Raw genomic sequence first — 15,841 nt, 5'->3', positions numbered from 1 at the left:
ATTCAGCTTACTGAAAGGAAAATTCATGATTCAGAAAAAGATCGGTTTTATCGGCTGCGGCAATATGTCCAAAGCGATTATTGGCGGCCTGATTGCTGGCGGCCAGGTGAACCCCGCAGATATTTGGATTTACGATCACAAAGCTGAGACCAATGAGGAGATGGCGCAGGCCCACGGCGTGACCGCGGCACAGAGCGCGGAAGAAGTGGCGAAGCAGGCTGATATTCTGTTTGGCGCCGTGAAGCCCAATGTCATCCTCAACGTGCTAAAAAGCGTTGCCGGTAGCCTGAATAAAGAGACGCTGGTAGTGTCTATCGCCGCTGGCGTCACGCTGGAATCGCTGGCCAATACGCTGGGTCACGACCGCAAAATTGTGCGCGTCATGCCAAACACGCCAGCGCTGGTCAACGAGGGCATGACGTCAGTAACGCCTAACCCGCTGGTCACCGAAGAGGAAACCCGCGAAGTGGTCGCCATTTTCAACAGCTTCGGTAAAGCGGCGGTGGTCAGCGAATATCTGATTCACTCGGTAGTGGGCGTCAGCGGTTCGGCACCGGCCTACGTGTTTATGTTTATCGAAGCGATGGCCGATGCAGCAGTGCTCGGCGGTATGCCGCGTGCGCAGGCCTATGAGTTTGCCGCTCAGGCGGTGAAGGGCTCGGCGCAGATGGTGCTGGAGACCGGCAAGCACCCGGCCGAGCTGAAGGATATGGTCTGCTCGCCGGGCGGCACGACCATTGAAGCGGTAAAAGTACTGGAACAGAAAGGCTTTCGGGCGGCGGTGATTGACGCCATGCAGGCCTGCATGGCGAAATCTGAAGCGCTGAGCAAATCGTAACGCTATTCGCTCGCCAGCAGGCGAGCGTTCATCAGGCGCCCAGCCGCGCGCGCGCCGCCATTTTCACCGCATCCGTCATGCTCATCGGCTTTTGCATCTTATAGAGCAGTTCGGCGGTCAGCGTGTATAAGCCGCAGGACGTGGCCGCCACCAGCTGGCCTTTCTGACCGTACAGCGCAATAAAAACCTGTTCCTCCAGCGAGCCGATCAGGCGATATTCATCCCATTCGCTGGCGTGACCAAGGTATTCATAGCGGGTGCCGTAATGCGCGGTCCAGAAAAACGGCACGCGATCGAACAGCTCATCGTGATTGAGCATATTCAGGGCGGCCACCCGCCCCTGCTGCTGCGCCACGCGATAGTGTTCGATGCGTTGATGACCGCCGGGCACCGGATAAGTGGCAATGTCGCCTGCCACCCACAGGTTCGGCGCCGCACTTAGATAGCCATCGGTACGCAAGCTACCATCTTCTTCCAGCGGCAGGTCATGAATAAACTGTGTGGCGGGCACCACGCCGGTGGCAAACAGCACCACCTGCGTGGCAATCAGCTGACCGTCGGTCAGCCGCACGCCGCTGACTTTACCCTCACCTTCCAGCTGTTCAATCTCACCTTCAATGAAGCTCACGCCGTTTTTTTCATGCAGCCGACGAAAATGGGTCGCGACCTCTTTGCCAAACTGCTTTTCAAACGGCAACGGCTGCGGTGCAATAACCTGCACCTCAACCTTGCGGCTACGCAGCGCCGATGCCAGCTCCATGCCGATAAAGCTGTTGCCGATAATGGTCAGCTTGTGGTGTGCATCCACCTGCTTCAACAGGCTGTCCGCCTGTTCAATGCTTCGCAACACATGCACGTTTTCCAGCGTATTGCCCGGTACGTCGGGACGCTGCGGCGTGCCGCCGGTGGCGATCAGCAGTTTGTCATAGTGCAGGCTGCTGCCATCGGCAAAGTGCAGCTGCTGCGCCTTGCTATCGATCCGCTCAACGTCGGCATTTATCCGCTCCACCTGCTGCATAAAGTCGTCATCGAGAATCACCGGCACCTCATCAATCGCCATTTTTCCCGACGGCACAAATTTTGTCAGCGCGGTGCGATCGTAAGGCGCCTGACGCTCACGCTCCACCAGCACAATGTTGCCCTGATAACCTTCATGACGTAAGGTCCAGGCAGCTGCACTACCGGCGGCACCGGTGCCCAGAATCACCATCATCGGCGTGTCGACATCGCTTTCCACCGCGTCGGCTCGCGCCAGCGCCTGCGGGCTTACCAGAATCATGCCCTGTTCAACCCGCACCGGATACTGCTGCAGATCGCTCAGGGCGAGCGGCTCGTGCAGGGTGCCCGCGGTGATATCAAAGACCGCTTTGTGCCACGGGCAAATCAGCTTGTCATCACAGATTGCACCCTCTTCCAGCGGCGCACCGGCATGCGGACATGTGGCCTGAAACGCCTGTACCTGTTCGCCATAACGGATCAGCAGAACGTCCGTTTCGCCAATAGCGATTCGGGTCGGTTCGCGCTGCGGCAAATCCTCTAATGCAATGGTGGATTGATAGTTCACGGCGTTATTCCTGTGCTTAAAGGTGAGGCTGACCGTTGGCGGCGGTAATGCCGCCATCTACCGGTAAATTGACGCCAGTGATATACGCGGCGTCGTCGCTGGCAACAAACGCAATGGCGGCAGCAATATCTTCCGGTTCGCCTGGGCGCTGCAATGGAATGCGATCGCGGAATTTCGCCAGCAGTTGCTGATCCTCTTTCATCTCAGCGGTCATATCGGTCAGCGTGAAGCCCGGACAGATGGCGTTAACGCGTACGCCCTCTTCGCCATAGTCGAGCGCCAGCGAGCGCGTCAAATTGGTAATCGCGCCTTTCGCGGCGTTATAAATGCTCATACCCCAGTCGCCGCCCAATCCGGAGACCGAAGAGATATTTACCACGTTGCCGCGGCTTTTCAGCAACGCAGGCATAAAAGCGCGGGTGCAATAGAACACGCCGTCGAGGTCGGTAGACATGACCTTTTTCCAGTCATCCAACGAGGCCTCATGCAGTTTACCCTGCGCATGAACACCGGCGTTGTTGACCAGCACGTCAACTTTTCCGTAGTGAGCCAGCACGCTTTCGGCCAGCTTATCCACCGCATCCGGATCGCCTACGTCGGCGGAAACCACCAGATGATTGCCGCTGGTTAAGCTGCCTGCGACGTTATTCAGCTTCTCTTCGTTTCTGCCTACCAGCACAACCGACGCGCCCTCTTTCGCGAAGCGCTGTGCGCTGCCTGCGCCAATTCCAGAACCGGCACCGGTGATCACAACGACTTTGTTTTTGAAGCGTTCCATTATTCCTCCTGGTCAGTGCAAAAGGCTGAGCCCAGCGGGCCAGCACAAGACTAATAATCCTGGCAGACGAAAAGCACTTTACCTTTGCAGGGATAAAAAAAACGGCTAACCGATTGATTAGCCGTTGTTAAAATTTTTTGCCGTTAAAAATTACGCTGCGTTTGTTTTTACAACTCTGCTGCTTAGCCTTTTTTAAGACAGCCGCTGAGGAAGTTATTTCGCGCCTCGCCTTTTAACGCCTGACTACTCGCCTGGTTGTTACAGTTTTTCATTTTCATCTGTTGTGGCGTCATGGCCGCCATATTGCTCTCTTTTTTCAGGCAGCTGCTCATAAAACTTTTTCGCTCATCGCCTTTCAGTGATTGCGTGCTGGCATGCTCATTACAGCGCGCCATTTTTTGTTGTTGTGTCATCGGTTCCGCCGCCTGAGAAATCATGCTGACAGACAACAGAAGCAGGGAATAAAGCGGAATAAGCATTTTCATCATAATTAACCTCGGCTGAGTGACCTGATCAGCCTGGCAGGTTAATTACGCAGCGGAGCGGCAAATAACGGAAAATGTGATCGGCATGGCAGTGGCGCAGCAGCATGGCGTTCAGCCAGGAGATTGCTGAACGATTTTGTCTACATAATCATAGAGTAAACGCGATGTCGGTTTTGGCGCGGCGGGATCATCAGCGCGAGAAATAGCGGTTTTCAGCAACAGCGCAATATCCTGCTGTTGATCGCGGCTCATTCTTTCCAGCATTGCCGTTACCGCTATTTCGAGAGCATCGACTTTAGCAATCAGCGCTTCTGCTTCGCATTCTTTTTCAGCCAGTTTAATTAGTAATTCAGCAATCAGATTTTTCATGCCGTTTACTCATCAATCGAAAAAATAAAATCTAACATCGTCGTAAAAAAAACAATAGCACTTTTTGCACCAGCCAGCGGTTAATTAATCAGGCGGTGTTGAGGTAATAAAAACGGTGATGGTATTTGTCTGCGTTGCAGTGACGACGCTCGCTGAAAAAACAGAGCTCGCTTATTCCGCTATCGCTGCTGTGCCCCTGGCTGGCAACACATAGCGCCAGGGCTGGCAAAATCCACGCGATTTGATAACGGATAACCTGACGGAAAGTTTGTCAGGCCTGTCTAATGGGACAGACGCAAGTTTGTGTTTCAGGAAAACATAGACTGCGATCGCCGTCGCGATTACGTGCAAAATTCAGGCAAACACCACTTTACAGCGCAGCCTGTCACAGGCATTGTGAGCGCATACCAATCATCAGGATCTTGCTATGTCTCTTAATCTAACCGTCAGCGATGTCGTTGCTCGCCGCGACTGGGAAAACCTCGCTATAACCCAGCTTAATCGGCTGGAGGCGCATCCACCGTTTGCCAGCTGGCGGAACGTCGAGACAGCACGCGACGATCGCCAGAGTGAAAGTTTGCGCCTGTTGAATGGCCGCTGGAACTTTAACTGGTTTGCGCAACCTGAAGCGGTGCCGCAAAGCTGGCTGCTGCAGGATCTGACAGATGCTGACGCCATCGACGTGCCGGGAAACTGGCAGCTGGCGGACTACGATGCGCCGATATACACCAATGTTCAGTACCCGATCAGCACCACGCCTCCGCGGGTGCCTGCGCTAAATGCCACCGGTTGTTACTCGCTCACATTTCAGTTACAACCTGATGAAGTGGGCAGCGATCAAACACGGATTATTTTTGACGGCGTAAATGCCGCCTTTCATCTCTGGTGTAACGGCCAGTGGATTGGCTATTCACAGGACAGCCGCTTGCCTGCTGAGTTTGACCTGACGGCGGCGTTGCAGCCGGGCAACAATCGCATCGCCGTAATGGTGTTTCGCTGGTGTGATGGTAGCTGGCTGGAAGATCAGGATATGTGGCGCATGAGCGGCATTTTTCGCGATGTGTGGTTATTGCGAAAGCCGCAGGTGCAGCTGGCAGACATACAGCTGGAAACCCATCTGAGCCCGGAGTTCAGCAGCGCACGGCTACAGGTAAAAACGCGGGTCGCGCTGGCCGGTCGCCCTGCCGCAGAGTATCAGGTCAGGGTCGATCTTTGGTATCAGGAGACGCACATCGGCAGCCTGCAACAGGCGCTCGGCAGCGAGATTATCGACGAGCGTGGTCATTATCACGACCGCACCACGCTACAGCTGCCGATAAGTCAGCCACACCTGTGGAGCGCGGAATCACCGGCGCTTTATCGCACAGTGATCAGCCTGCTGGCAGGCGACAATAGCGTGGTGGAAGCCGAAGCGTTCGACGTCGGCTTCCGTCAGGTCACGATTGAACAGGGTCTGCTGAAACTGAATGGCAAAGCGCTGCTGATCCGCGGCGCTAACCGGCACGAGCACCATCCGGAACGCGGCCAGGCGATTGACGAAGCGACCATGCTGCGTGATATCAAGCTGATGAAACAGCATAATTTTAATGCCGTGCGCTGCTCACATTATCCTAATCATCCGCTGTGGTATCGCCTGTGCGATCGCTACGGTTTGTATGTCGTGGATGAAGCCAACATTGAAACCCACGGCATGCAGCCGATGAACCGGCTGGCTGACGATCCTGCGTGGTTTGCTGCGATGAGCGAGCGCGTAACGCGTATGGTGCAGCGCGATCGCAATCATGCCTGCATCATTATCTGGTCTCTGGGCAACGAATCGGGGCACGGCAGTAATCACGATGCGCTTTATCGCTGGGTGAAAAGCGCCGACAACACGCGTCCGGTGCAGTATGAAGGCGGCGGCGCAGACAGTGCCGCAACCGACATTATTTGCCCGATGTACGCCCGCGTCGATGAGGATCAACCTTTCCCGGCGGTGCCGAAGTGGTCGATAAAAAAATGGATCGGCTTGCCGGGAGAAGATCGTCCGCTGATCCTGTGTGAGTACGCTCACGCCATGGGCAACAGCCTCGGCGGCTATGCGAAATACTGGCAGGCGTTTCGGCAGCATCCCCGTCTACAGGGCGGCTTTGTCTGGGACTGGGTCGATCAAAGCCTGACGCGCTATGACGAAGAGGGGCAGCCGTGGCAGGCCTATGGCGGCGACTTCGGCGACACGCCAAACGACCGCCAGTTCTGTATGAATGGGCTGGTCTTCGCCGATCGCACTCCGCATCCGGCGCTGTATGAGGCGCAACATGCGCAGCAGTTTTTTCAGTTCAGCGTGGAAAAAGAGAATCCGCTGGCCTTTGAGATCAGCAGTGAATACCTGTTCCGCCACAGCGATAATGAGCGGCTGTGCTGGCGCATCGAGCATGAAGGCGTGGCGGTTGCGCAGGGAGAATATGATCTGGATATCGCGCCACAGGGCAGCGTGCGTATTGAGCTGGAGGCGCCCGGCCGCTATCAGGGCGCGCTCTGGTTACTGCTGGAGGTACGCCTGAAGCAGGCTACGGAATGGGCGCCCGCCGACTGGCTGATGGCCTGGCAGCAATGGCCGTTACCGGCGCAGCTGGCCGTTCCCCTGCCGATCGGAAACGCATCGACGCCTGTTTTGCAGGTCTCCGGCGACAGCGTTACGGTTGAGCATGGCACACAACGCTGGTGTTTTTCTGCGGAACAAGGTGAGCTGACGCAATGGTGGATCGATGATGTCGCGCAGTTACTTTCGCCACTGCAGGACTGCTTTACTCGCGCGCCGGTTGATAACGATATCGGCATTAGCGAGGTGACGCGCATCGATCCTAACGCCTGGGTTGAGCGCTGGCAGCGAGCAGGATTTTATCAGCTGACCGCCGTCACGCAGCAGTTCCAGGCGGACAGGCTACAAAATAAGGTGCAGATCGAAACGCTGCATCACTGGCGACATGATGATGAAACGCTGTTTATCAGCCACAAGCGCTACCAGATTGATGGCGCGGGCGAGTTAAGTATCGACGTCAACGTGACGCGGGCGCCGGGTTCGCCCCCTCCAGCGCGGATCGGCCTGCGCTGCCAGCTGGCCAGCACGGCTGAACAGATTGGCTGGCTGGGACTTGGGCCGCACGAAAATTACCCCGATCGTGCCACCGCCGCCCGTTTTTCACAGTGGGATCTGCCACGAGAAGCTCTCGCCACGCCTTATGTTTTTCCCGGCGAAAATGGCCTGCGCGGCGGCACTCGTCATTTGCAGACCGGAAACCTGCAGGTTAGCGGCGATTTTCACTTTTCCCTGCAGCCGTGGAGTCTGGAACAACTGCGCCGCACCACTCATCGACATCTGCTGCGTGCCGAAGCAGGCTGGTGGCTGCATCTGGATGGCTATCATATGGGTGTCGGCGGTGACGATTCCTGGAGCCCGAGCGTCAGTAATGAATATCTGCTGGATGCCGCACATTTCCATTATCAGCTGGTGCTTGCTGGCAAACAGTGAGCATGAACATCTTTCATCAGGCGCCCTCAGGGGCGCTTTTTTATGCCTACAGAAAATTCATCGCTGCTAAGCAGTTAACTTATCCCGATGAAAAATATTGATTTATTCTTATCAAGAATATGAGTGCCATCCAAAAATAATAAACAGCACATTATGATATTTAGTTTAATCTTCATGCGGTTACGCTTAAAACAAGCAAAGCGGCAAGCGTTCAACGGCTTGAAAATGATAACTTTTATTAATATCGCTACGTTGGATTGCTGACTGGTTCTTATTGCCGCTGCGGCTACACTGAGTAATGTCACATCAGGGATGACCTCTTACTAATGGCTCGGGTGACGGTACATTCATGCACTAATAATTGAAAGCGAACTGGAGATTATGATGGCAGATCAACGTGGCAAGAATTCAGGCAATTTTGCCGACAATCCTGAGAAAGCATCTGAAGCCGGCAAGAAAGGCGGTCAAAACAGCGGCGGCGGCGGTTTCAAAAATAACCCCGAAAAAGCATCCGAAGCTGGAAAGAAAGGCGGACAAAAAAGTAACAGTGGCAGCAATAAGTAATAATCAACGCTACTGATGCGAGAAGCCCCGACCGGCACAGCTGCCGCGGGGCTTCTTTTTTGCCTGTAGCCCGCAAGAAGAGTCTCTCTAAGGCAGAAACTACAGGCATAAAAAAAGCCCCGTCAATGACGGGGCTTTTCAAGCTGGCCCGATAAATCGAGCTGGCAAATTTTTTGCTTAGCCAACGGTAACGTTAGCAGCTGCAGGGCCTTTCTGACCATTTTCGATGGTGAAAGAAACTTCCTGACCTTCTTCCAGAGTACGGAAGCCATCGCTGCTGATTGCAGAGAAATGTACGAATACATCTTTGCTGCCATCTTTTGGAGAAATGAAGCCGAAGCCTTTCTCAGCGTTAAACCATTTTACGATACCGCGCATTTTATCAGACATTCTGTCTTTCCTTCATTCATTTACAAGCCATAATTGGCATTAGGGTTTGTCTACAGATGTGTTATGAGGCATGTGGAAGGCATCAGGAAGAAGAGATATCTGAGATAACGCTTAACTGAAGACTGCATTACTAAATCTGCACGCATAATCGGCTCTGTTAACAAACCGATGGCTGTATTTACTCATACCTGCTCTTTGCGTGCAAGTGTTATTTGCATCGTTAACGCAAACAACAGGAAAAATGGGCGATACACATGCCACTGCAGCATCAAACAAGTTGAGAACGCTGGCAAAATCAAAAAATATGTCAAGGTGTGACTGTCTTTTTTTCGTACAGGATCTATGTTTAAAAAACAGGCAATCGCCCGCTGCCGCATACTGATGCGGCACGTGCTGCATGCATGCCTGCCAGACAATCCCGTTCGTTCCCTGCTTGCGCGTTTTTGGAGCTCATATGGCCGCTCACACTACCAGTGCCAGTCGTGCAATCGTTGATTACTTCAACAGTCCTGCCTGGAACGCTCCTAAAGAGGCCGAGCTGCTGGCGGCCATTATGCAGGAGCTTATGCAAACAGGACAGCCAACCAGCAGCAAAGCGGTGATTGCACGCATTATTGACCGCCTTGAGCAGGATGGCGATGAGTCGCTGTTGAACAGCTACCGCAGCCTGTTGGCGCAGCTGATGGAAAGTAACGAAACGCACTCCGCCTGATGATTAACGTTTTTTAATCGCCTGCAGATCGTCTGCTTCCGCAATAAAGGCCTGCTTAGAAGTACGTTGATAGAGGCACAGCTCACGGCCGCGCTGATTTTTCATCTGCTTTTGCGGATAAACGCCTTCTATTAACAGCGCCGAAAAGCCCGCACGGTCATCAAACAGATGGATATTCCCCACGGCGCGCGCCTTGCTCAACGAACTGGCTTTTATGCAGGCGCTTTTTACCGCCGCGTCATGATCCTGCCAGGCGTTGGCGCTGGAGGCCAGCGCAGCCGGTGAAATCAACATGCCTAAAATAACGATAAGTTTGGTTTTCATCTTCTCTCCTTGAGGTTGTCGTCAGCCTGGCAAGGTTCAGCGCACGGGACAACCCGACTCGTCTGCAAAAAAATCCCGCACCAGGCGGGAAAGGAAACGAGCACTGCATGATTATATGACGAGGAGATCGCCTTATTGCTGCTGCATAGTGCCATTCCGGCATTGCAACGATGTGACAAGCAACCCCCTCCTCTTTTTATGACGCATTAACCGCAATAGACGCGGATAATTTTTCCATCCCGATCGCCAAGGAAATTAAGGCGATTCAGATTGAAATCCATCGTCACGGCAGAATTGTAAGGAATGGCACGCACCGGCCCGGAGACGCGGACATTCTGCAGCGCCTCAAGGGGTTTGCCGGTATAGCTCTGATATTGTGAGGCGCCGCAGCGATCGTTTTCGCTGTCCTGAACCTGCGCAGTGTCGGGTTTTGTCGCGTGCTGACAGGCGCTTAGTGCAAACAGCGCGGCGATGGCAGTCAGTTTTCCATAAAGCTTCACGTGTTGATTCCTCCTCTACGTGTATTAAGACTCGCAGATGAGGGTAGCAGAATGTCCTGCTCACCTGGACTTTTTCCCCTTTGCCACCGCGCAGCTCAATTTTAAATCGGCACTATTTGCTTAAAAAAAGCACGCCTCCACACTATAATTATTAAGATTAATCTTAGGAGGAAGGTATGGAACTGATCATTTTTATTGCCGCCGCTGCGCTGATGACAGTAGTCGCCGTCAAAGTACGTTAAGCATTTTTACCGGTGCCAACGTATTAATCGGTTCTTTGCCTTCGCCAGACGGGCTCATTAGCTGAGCGAACTCTGACGAAGGCATTGGACGACCGAGAAAATAGCCCTGCCCTTCATCACACGACATGCGCTTCAGTTGACGCAACTGTTCTTCAGTTTCAATACCTTCCGCCGTTACGGTCAGCGAAAACGCCTGTGCCAGTCCCATAATGCCTTCCACCACCCGTTTTGACTGCACCGACTGCGGGAACTCCTGCATCCATGAGCGATCGATCTTCAGGCCGTTGAACGGAAAGGCTTTCAGATAGCCCAGTGACGCGTAACCGGTGCCAAAATCATCCACGGTCAATCGCACGCCGAGTTCGTGCAGCCCCTGCATAACGGTTAGCGCATGTTGAGGATTTTCAAAGGTAATATTCTCGGTGATCTCCAGTTCAAGGCGCGCGGGTGCCAGTCCGGTTTTATGTAACGCATGGAAAACGCGCTGCACCAGATTGCCACTGCGAAATTCCACCGGTGAGATATTCACCGAGACGTACATCGTCTCCTGCCAGCTCAGGGCCTCGCGGCAGGCGGTTTCCAGCACCCAATCGCTGATCGCCGTGATCAGGCCGTTTTCCTCGGCCAGCTCAATAAAGCGATCGGGCATGATCCACTCGCCCGGTGATGGTTCCCACCGGATCAACGCTTCCGCGCCGGCGATCGTGCTGCTGTTCAAATCAAAACGTGGCTGATAAAACAGGCGTAAACGGTTTTCAGCGATGGCGCATTCAAGATGCCGCGCCATGTCGCGCTGTTGCATCAAATGCTCTGACATTTCGCATGAATAAAATATCCATTGATTACGGCCGCCCTGCTTGGCTTTGTAGAGCGCAATATCCGCCAACCGCAGCAGCTCATCGGGCTGCTCTGCATCCTGAGGCGCCATCGCGATGCCCATGCTGGCACCGATGAACACGCTTTGATCGGCAATATTAAACGGCCTTTGCAGTTCATTAAGCAGCCGCCGGCAGCGTTTCTCAATCTGCTCACGAGTGCGACAGCCGGTGAGCAGCAGAATAAATTCGTCGCCGCCCAGCCGTGCGGCCAGCTCATCAGCTCCGAGACAGGATTGCAGCCGCAGCGACACGTCATTGAGTACCTTGTCGCCTGCGGCATGGCCCCAGGTGTCATTAATGGGCTTGAAGCGATCGAGATCCAGACTGATCATCACCAGGGGATCGCTCTCCGGCAGGTGCGATAATCGCCCGGTCAAAAACTCTTTCAGTTGCAGACGATTGGGCAAGCCGGTCAGCACATCGTGCTGCGACAGAAACTGGATGCGCGCCTGTGCTTCCACTTCCAGCGTAATATCCGACACCGTGCCACGATAGCCTTCAATGTTATCGACATAGCCGACCATGTTTGCAACCAGGCGACAAATACGGGGTTTGCCCTGCGCGCAGATAAAATTACAGCGCAGCACTGAGCGATGCCCCTGCTGCTCACGCCTGGCCAGCCATTCAGAAACCGGCTGCACCTTGCTGTGCAACAGCTCATCAATTGAGCGGCCCAGCCAGCTCACCACTGAATGCCCGGTCACATCGGTAAAACGGGCCGAGAGATAAACCAGCATGCCATTGCGATCGATCTCCCAAATCCAGTCGGAAGAGGCTTCCGCCACATCGCGAAAACGGGCTTCGCTGTTGGCCAACTCATGCTGACTGCGGATCAACTGCTGAAAACGCTGATCGCACAGGCGCGCATTGAACATCGCCTGGCGGGAAACGTGACGCGTGACAAAACCGATGACTAGCGCGGTTAACAATAACAGCGGCAGAATATAGAGCATCAGCGCTTCACCTGGCTCGCTGGATTTCCAGCGCAGCACCAGCTTTTCACCGTTTTCAATAGGCTGAGAGATAGCAGGCTCAAGCTGCGCATCGCGCGTATTACTGGCCAGACGCGCCTCATCGATGCCCACGGAATGGCCCAGCGCAGCCAGTTTGGCAGGCGTCATGCGATTAATAAAAATCATGATCGACGGCGGCCCAGCGACTTCCGGCAGGCCAGGCATCTGACCGGTGGTAATCGGCGCCATTACCACGATAGCGGGCGAACGATTAATGATGATATTGCGCACCAGTGCATCAGGCACGCTGTTCAGACGCCGCGCTTCTGCCAGCCACTCATCGGTATATTTTCCCAGCATGGCACTAATCGGAATGGAGGAGAGCTTGCCATCGATCACGGCATAGCGCGTTTGGTTGTTCCCATCCACCACGAAAGCCCCTTCATAGTGGTATTCGCTGTAGAGACCGGGGCCAAAGTTTTCCTGAGCATAAGCCCAGTCGGTATCCATATGCACATGCAGGTGCTTCCAGGCTTCTCCCCAAAAGGCGTAATCGCGAATATCCGTGCGCATGATTTTCTGCTGCGCCCGCCATATCTGATCAAGCAGCAGTTTTTCTTGTGCGAGCGCCGCCTGGTTTTGTCGGTGCGCAATGGTCATCACCATAATAACCGACAACGCGAATATCCCGGCCACCAGGGCAACCAGCACACGAAGGGTGCGGCTGGTGGTCTGGACCTGGAAGCTCTGAGCTGATGTAGAAAATGAAAATAATGACATAAAGCACCGCCAATCGATAAAAGCACGTGCTCTGTGGCACATGGACATCCTGCAGCAGAATTGCCAACAACATGCCTCTTCAATGAACAATTATCGGCCAATGACACTGACAATTTAGAGCCAGCGATAAATATCCCGGCTCGCTGGCGTTAACTCGACACCGATCATGCAGGTTGCTACTATGCGCTTTCCTCTCATCGCCGGGCCGGTTATGAATACACGCACCGACAGACTTATTCTGACGCTGTTTTATCTCGGCAGTTTTGTCGCTTATTACGCCATCACGCTCCTGATTACGTTGTTCCCAAACTATGCTGAACTTCGCAGCGATGGCTTGCTGATGCCGGTGCTCTGTCTGTTTGAATTTGCGGTGATCTATCCGCTTTATCGTTTTTATTGCCAGCGCCGTGACGATATCCCGCTGGGTAAACTGCGCCCGGCCAATACGCTGCTGTTTATCGGGTCTCTACTGCTGTTGATGCTGGCACAGACGTGGTTTTTACAGCCGGAAGCCTGGCTGGAAGAGCAGGCGCAACAGGGCAGCAGCTCAATGCTGATTCTGATGTTTACGGCGGTGCTGCTGGCACCGGTTTTTGAAGAGATTCTGTTTCGGGGATTTTTACTGCAGGCGTTTTTACTTTGGGCGCCGCGTAGCCGCTTCGCCTGTATGCTGCTTACGTCTTTGCTGTTTGCCATGATGCATACGCAATATGTTCAGTGGCAAACCACCGTGGTACTGACGCTATTTTCACTGATCCTGTGTTATGCACGCCTGCGCAGTAAGACGCTGGCGCTGCCGATTTTCCTGCACATGCTGAATAACCTGATTGCCCTGCTCCCCGCCTGGTATTTCTCGCTGCAGTAGAAAATCATCCGGGCATGGTGCCCGGAAGATCATCACGAAATCGCTGATTCCGACGCATTCTTATGCTTTTCAGCTTCAAAGTGCGTTTTAAACTGTTCATAAATTGAAATCATGTTCGCCGCATCGCCCTGCAATGGGCTGAGTTTGCCAGCGCGGACCAGCTCGATAACCAGCTGTAAGGCAGCCTGTTTTGGGCTGTTGGAAGGATGAGCAATTTCGTTCGACATAAGCGTCCTGTGATGTGAGATGCGAAACCTGAATTGTAGCGGATGCGCATCCGCTTGTGCAGGCAAATATCATTCCCGTCACGATGCTGTTGGCTGGTCCTGTTTAGTTTATTCGGCCCCGTAGAAATAAGCGTATTATCAGTGAGTTAATTAGCGTATAAAACGAATTGCTGCGGTTTGGCTATACTTTAGTCATCAAGGGGAAGCACGATACCGAACGTCCGCTCACAGAGACCGGGGGCAAAGGAGCCAGTATGTTGATAGGATTTGTATTATTAGTGAGCGCATGTGGTAACGATGCCTGCGATGCTCTACCCGTTTCAGAACGCATTTACCCCACAAAAATTGTTTGTGAGCAGATGGCTGAACGCATCCATAAAATACGCCCGAACGCGGTGCTAATTTGTGGTGAGGTTCACCGTTAAGCAAGTTTTACAGATCAATGAACACTTAATGAACATTCTGACGTTGCATGTTTGTCCTCAAGCGTACAAAATATAATCTAATTGGCTAAACGTCCTGTTGTGAATCTCATGAAAAATTTAAAACCTCGTCGTCCTAACGGCCGGTGGGTCTATTACATTATTTACGATGGCCTCCTGTGGCCCTGCCCAGTGCGCTGGGAATGGGAAGAAAGCTTTGGTGGCTGGCTACCGTTCTACTATTCGCCAACCTTCGAGTTTGTGGTGGGCGATCCTGACAAAGCTTTTCGCGTGGCGAAGAGCGACGGTCGATTGCGTCGTGCTGCGCAGGAATTTATGCCCGCCTGAGTCTAAAAATTCGTTAATTATCTTTAACTGAGTGCTGAAAAATTGCACCCTGCGCCAGAACGTTCACACTCTTGTTGAGAACAAAGAGAGGGACGATGGAGCAGATTCTGATCAGTGCCTGCCTGTGCGGCTTCGCCGTACGTTATGACGGCAGCGCCAAATACTGGAAAAATACACATCTCCTGCGCTGGCATGCCGAAGGCAGGCTGGTGATCTGCTGTCCTGAAATCGCTGCCGGGTTGCCGGTGCCGCGTTTACCGGCAGAAATTCAGGCCGATGGCGCGCATCTCCTTGAATCTGATGGCAATGATGTCACAGCAATGTATCAGCTGGCGGCGCAGCGCGCGCTGCAAACCGCGCTGGCGCATCGCTGCCGTTTTGCGTTGCTAACCGATGGCAGCCCTTCCTGCGGCAGCCAAAAAGTGTATGACGGCAGTTTTCAGCAGCGGCGCATCAACGGCAGCGGTTTCACCGCGCGATTACTGCGTGAAAATGGCATCAACGTCTATGCCGAACATGAAGCTGAGCTTCTGGCGACACGGCTGAAGGTCGAAGAGCATCAGGCCTGGCAGGCGATTCACAACAAAGTTTCACAATTCATTCAATGACGTCTGCAACTACTGCGCTTAATTTAGTGTCTTATGAGCATCATCACGACCGATATCGATCACTCAGGAGAAACTATGCGCACTTCCAGGCCGCTTTTGCTTGCTTTACTGGGTAGCAGCATCATGCTGAGCACGCTGGCATATGCAGAAGAACCGGTGGTGCAACCCGCACCGCCCGTCATGCAGGACAGTGACAGCAGCGCGCAGGCACAACCCGCGCCGCAACCCCATTCTTATGACGTTAAAGAGTTTTATGCCGATTCGCGGCACTATACCTACGGCGATGTGGTGCCGGATCTTTACCGCACCAAAAAATATGAAATCGTTGAATGGCAGAAACGCCATTTACCGCCGCCGGAAACCGGCAGTCACTGGACTTACATTGGTGGCAACTATGTGTTGATTTCAGACGGTGAGGGGAAGTTTCTTAAAGCAGAATCGGGCGAAATATTTTTTCAGTGATCACACGCTGGCCCGGTACAC

General features: G+C 53.5%; 17 protein-coding genes. 8 read left to right on the top strand and 9 right to left on the bottom strand.

The window, feature by feature from the left end; genetic code table 11:
- Window positions 1-25: 25 nt before the first annotated feature.
- Window positions 26-838, top strand: a complete 813-nt coding sequence (gene proC / locus EM595_RS04575; protein WP_067428284.1) for a pyrroline-5-carboxylate reductase — start codon at window positions 26-28, stop codon at window positions 836-838.
- A gap of 31 nt (window positions 839-869) precedes the next feature.
- On the opposite strand, the gene EM595_RS04570 is transcribed toward proC, so the two are convergent.
- From EM595_RS04570 to EM595_RS04555, 4 genes are all read right to left on the bottom strand, one after another.
- The gene (locus tag EM595_RS04570; protein WP_067428282.1) at window positions 870-2,402 is read right to left on the bottom strand and encodes an FAD-dependent oxidoreductase; all 1,533 of its coding nucleotides are present in this window, start codon (window positions 2,400-2,402) and stop codon (window positions 870-872) included.
- Window positions 2,403-2,418: 16 nt separating this feature from the next.
- Window positions 2,419-3,180: a meso-2,3-butanediol dehydrogenase gene (gene budC / locus EM595_RS04565; protein WP_067428280.1), complete on the bottom strand. Its 762-nt coding sequence runs from the start codon at window positions 3,178-3,180 to the stop codon at window positions 2,419-2,421.
- A gap of 182 nt (window positions 3,181-3,362) precedes the next feature.
- Window positions 3,363-3,668, bottom strand: a complete 306-nt coding sequence (locus EM595_RS04560) for a PsiF family protein (protein ID WP_419190144.1) — start codon at window positions 3,666-3,668, stop codon at window positions 3,363-3,365.
- A gap of 108 nt (window positions 3,669-3,776) precedes the next feature.
- The gene (locus EM595_RS04555) at window positions 3,777-4,034 is read right to left on the bottom strand and encodes a sigma-S stabilization anti-adapter protein IraP (RefSeq protein WP_067428278.1); all 258 of its coding nucleotides are present in this window, start codon (window positions 4,032-4,034) and stop codon (window positions 3,777-3,779) included.
- A gap of 427 nt (window positions 4,035-4,461) precedes the next feature.
- On the opposite strand from EM595_RS04555, the gene EM595_RS04550 reads away from it, so the two are divergent.
- A complete protein-coding gene (locus EM595_RS04550) occupies window positions 4,462-7,545 on the top strand; it encodes a beta-galactosidase (RefSeq protein WP_067428277.1) in 3,084 nt (1,027 codons plus the stop codon).
- Between the two features lie 384 nt (window positions 7,546-7,929).
- Window positions 7,930-8,109: a con-10 family general stress protein gene (locus tag EM595_RS04545; RefSeq protein ID WP_067428275.1), complete on the top strand. Its 180-nt coding sequence runs from the start codon at window positions 7,930-7,932 to the stop codon at window positions 8,107-8,109.
- Between the two features lie 177 nt (window positions 8,110-8,286).
- Here the strand turns inward: EM595_RS04545 and cspE are convergent, their stop codons facing one another.
- Window positions 8,287-8,499 carry a transcription antiterminator/RNA stability regulator CspE gene (cspE, locus tag EM595_RS04540; protein WP_067428273.1) on the bottom strand — a complete coding sequence of 71 codons (213 nt, stop codon included), beginning with the start codon at window positions 8,497-8,499 and terminating at the stop codon, window positions 8,287-8,289.
- Between the two features lie 454 nt (window positions 8,500-8,953).
- Here cspE and EM595_RS04535 point away from each other — a divergent pair, with 454 nt between their 5' ends.
- Window positions 8,954-9,211: a biofilm development regulator YmgB/AriR family protein gene (locus EM595_RS04535; protein WP_067428271.1), complete on the top strand. Its 258-nt coding sequence runs from the start codon at window positions 8,954-8,956 to the stop codon at window positions 9,209-9,211.
- A 3-nt stretch (window positions 9,212-9,214) separates the two neighbouring features.
- Here EM595_RS04535 and EM595_RS04530 read toward each other — a convergent pair whose 3' ends face one another.
- From EM595_RS04530 to EM595_RS04520, 3 genes are all read right to left on the bottom strand, one after another.
- A complete protein-coding gene (locus EM595_RS04530; protein WP_067428269.1) occupies window positions 9,215-9,535 on the bottom strand; it encodes a hypothetical protein in 321 nt (106 codons plus the stop codon).
- Between the two features lie 206 nt (window positions 9,536-9,741).
- Window positions 9,742-10,035, bottom strand: a complete 294-nt coding sequence (locus EM595_RS04525; RefSeq protein ID WP_067428267.1) for an I78 family peptidase inhibitor — start codon at window positions 10,033-10,035, stop codon at window positions 9,742-9,744.
- Window positions 10,036-10,263: 228 nt separating this feature from the next.
- On the bottom strand, window positions 10,264-12,888 hold the full coding sequence (locus EM595_RS04520) for a bifunctional diguanylate cyclase/phosphodiesterase (RefSeq protein ID WP_067428265.1): 2,625 nt from the start codon (window positions 12,886-12,888) through the stop codon (window positions 10,264-10,266).
- A gap of 211 nt (window positions 12,889-13,099) precedes the next feature.
- Between EM595_RS04520 and EM595_RS04515 the strand changes: the two genes are divergently transcribed.
- The gene (locus EM595_RS04515) at window positions 13,100-13,753 is read left to right on the top strand and encodes a CPBP family intramembrane glutamic endopeptidase (protein WP_067435143.1); all 654 of its coding nucleotides are present in this window, start codon (window positions 13,100-13,102) and stop codon (window positions 13,751-13,753) included.
- Window positions 13,754-13,785: 32 nt separating this feature from the next.
- Here the strand turns inward: EM595_RS04515 and EM595_RS04510 are convergent, their stop codons facing one another.
- Complete coding sequence (locus EM595_RS04510) at window positions 13,786-13,980, bottom strand: hypothetical protein (RefSeq protein WP_067428263.1); 195 nt, start codon at window positions 13,978-13,980, stop codon at window positions 13,786-13,788.
- Window positions 13,981-14,513: 533 nt separating this feature from the next.
- Here EM595_RS04510 and EM595_RS04505 point away from each other — a divergent pair.
- From EM595_RS04505 to EM595_RS04495, 3 genes are all read left to right on the top strand, one after another.
- Entirely contained in the window at window positions 14,514-14,750 is a 237-nt protein-coding gene (locus tag EM595_RS04505; protein ID WP_067428261.1) for a hypothetical protein, read from the top strand.
- A gap of 95 nt (window positions 14,751-14,845) precedes the next feature.
- Window positions 14,846-15,358 carry a 2-thiouracil desulfurase family protein gene (locus EM595_RS04500; RefSeq protein ID WP_067428259.1) on the top strand — a complete coding sequence of 171 codons (513 nt, stop codon included), beginning with the start codon at window positions 14,846-14,848 and terminating at the stop codon, window positions 15,356-15,358.
- Window positions 15,359-15,433: 75 nt separating this feature from the next.
- Window positions 15,434-15,820 carry an RcnB family protein gene (locus tag EM595_RS04495; protein ID WP_071852484.1) on the top strand — a complete coding sequence of 129 codons (387 nt, stop codon included), beginning with the start codon at window positions 15,434-15,436 and terminating at the stop codon, window positions 15,818-15,820.
- Window positions 15,821-15,841 lie beyond the last annotated feature (21 nt).

Source organism: Duffyella gerundensis (genome assembly GCF_001517405.1).
Classification (GTDB): Bacteria; Pseudomonadota; Gammaproteobacteria; order Enterobacterales; family Enterobacteriaceae; genus Duffyella; species Duffyella gerundensis.
The sequence above is the reverse complement of the archived record's forward strand: the minus strand, read 5'-3'. Positions and strand labels throughout refer to the sequence as shown.

Coding starts and splice junctions, on each gene's coding strand:
- EM595_RS04545 (WP_067428275.1), top strand. CDS start 7,930: ATGGCAGATCAACGTGGCAAGAATTCAGGCAATTTTGCCGACAATCCT.
- EM595_RS04535 (WP_067428271.1), top strand. CDS start 8,954: ATGGCCGCTCACACTACCAGTGCCAGTCGTGCAATCGTTGATTACTTC.
- EM595_RS04510 (WP_067428263.1), bottom strand. CDS start 13,980: ATGTCGAACGAAATTGCTCATCCTTCCAACAGCCCAAAACAGGCTGCC.
- proC (WP_067428284.1), top strand. CDS start 26: ATGATTCAGAAAAAGATCGGTTTTATCGGCTGCGGCAATATGTCCAAA.
- EM595_RS04505 (WP_067428261.1), top strand. CDS start 14,514: ATGAAAAATTTAAAACCTCGTCGTCCTAACGGCCGGTGGGTCTATTAC.
- budC (WP_067428280.1), bottom strand. CDS start 3,180: ATGGAACGCTTCAAAAACAAAGTCGTTGTGATCACCGGTGCCGGTTCT.
- EM595_RS04530 (WP_067428269.1), bottom strand. CDS start 9,535: ATGAAAACCAAACTTATCGTTATTTTAGGCATGTTGATTTCACCGGCT.
- EM595_RS04515 (WP_067435143.1), top strand. CDS start 13,100: ATGAATACACGCACCGACAGACTTATTCTGACGCTGTTTTATCTCGGC.
- EM595_RS04555 (WP_067428278.1), bottom strand. CDS start 4,034: ATGAAAAATCTGATTGCTGAATTACTAATTAAACTGGCTGAAAAAGAA.
- cspE (WP_067428273.1), bottom strand. CDS start 8,499: ATGTCTGATAAAATGCGCGGTATCGTAAAATGGTTTAACGCTGAGAAA.
- EM595_RS04550 (WP_067428277.1), top strand. CDS start 4,462: ATGTCTCTTAATCTAACCGTCAGCGATGTCGTTGCTCGCCGCGACTGG.
- EM595_RS04500 (WP_067428259.1), top strand. CDS start 14,846: ATGGAGCAGATTCTGATCAGTGCCTGCCTGTGCGGCTTCGCCGTACGT.
- EM595_RS04495 (WP_071852484.1), top strand. CDS start 15,434: ATGCGCACTTCCAGGCCGCTTTTGCTTGCTTTACTGGGTAGCAGCATC.
- EM595_RS04520 (WP_067428265.1), bottom strand. CDS start 12,888: ATGTCATTATTTTCATTTTCTACATCAGCTCAGAGCTTCCAGGTCCAG.
- EM595_RS04560 (WP_419190144.1), bottom strand. CDS start 3,668: ATGATGAAAATGCTTATTCCGCTTTATTCCCTGCTTCTGTTGTCTGTC.